The organism is Bartonella sp. MR168JLCBS, assembly GCF_042194175.1.
In genome coordinates this window covers 1-968 of sequence record NZ_JBHIMP010000188.1, presented here as the reverse complement: position 1 = coordinate 968, position 968 = coordinate 1, and the positions used below count along the sequence as shown (strand labels likewise).

The 968-nt window shown below is 41.0% G+C and carries 2 protein-coding genes; one reads left to right on the top strand and one right to left on the bottom strand.

The genetic code is table 11. The annotated features are described in order from the left end of the window. Positions 1 to 33 precede the first annotated feature (33 nt). On the top strand, positions 34 to 159 hold the full coding sequence (locus ACFIK8_RS10250; RefSeq protein WP_375669362.1) for a hypothetical protein: 126 nt from the start codon (positions 34 to 36) through the stop codon (positions 157 to 159). Between the two features lie 92 nt (positions 160 to 251). Here ACFIK8_RS10250 and ACFIK8_RS10245 read toward each other — a convergent pair. After that, positions 252 to 968: hypothetical protein (locus ACFIK8_RS10245; protein ID WP_375669361.1), on the bottom strand; the 717-nt coding region annotated here is incomplete at its 5' end.

Below are 968 nucleotides of genomic sequence, written 5' to 3'. Positions count from 1 at the left end.
GCACATTAAAGCTAACATATAAAGTATTTTCTGTTGTTTGGATATATTGACGAATTGGGAAAAATGGTCATTCAGATTTTGACTGCTGCAGCAGAAGCAGGGATAAAATTTGGTCAAAAACCTTATCCAAAAACAGAGATGATACTCTTAACTGTTTAAACAAAGAGTTTCATTCAAAATGATAAAGGAAAAAACAGATATTTCTCGTGTTCCTTAATTATCGGCTTAAACGACACATCTCTCTAAAGAATTCAGAGGGCTTGTGGTGATTGCTGTTCTAAAAGGATTTCAATGCGCTTTTGAAGCTTCTGCATTTGCGGATAATATTGAAGTGCCATTTCATAGGCTTTAAGGGCAAGTCCTGGACGTTCCGTCGCTTCCATGGTAACTCCAAGCGCAAAAAGTGCTATATAATTACGTGGTTCAAGTTTGAGAGCATGATAAAGGTCAAGCATAACAAGTTTAAAATCACTCAATTGAATGTGAATCCAAGCACGTCTTACCCATGCTTCATCATAAGTGGGTAAAAGCGCAATGACATTATCAATGTAATCAAGGGCAACACCATAATTGTCAGCGTTGATGGCATTTTCAGCCCACGTCATCAAAAGATCAATCGTCTCACTGCCTGATTGTGACCACAAACGCTGAAGTTGCCGACTGATCATTTGCGCTTCCTGAACATTGGCACAAAATTTCAATTCCTTGAGTAAGCGTGAAACTTCTGCCTCTTTGTCTTGCTCAGCTCTTTGAGTATGGGATTGGTGTGCTGAGTCAAAATCCTTAAGAAGGATCGCTGTCGAATCAGAATGAGGGAGAGCTGGTGATGAAGATGGCTCGTTGGGTATCAGATCATCCAGGGACAAAAGCAATGGGGGAGAGGGAGGCTCCGAAGGAAGTGAAGGACGACTCGGTGCGTATCCGAGAGAAATCAATTCCTTGAGTAAGCGTGAAACTTCTGCCTCTTT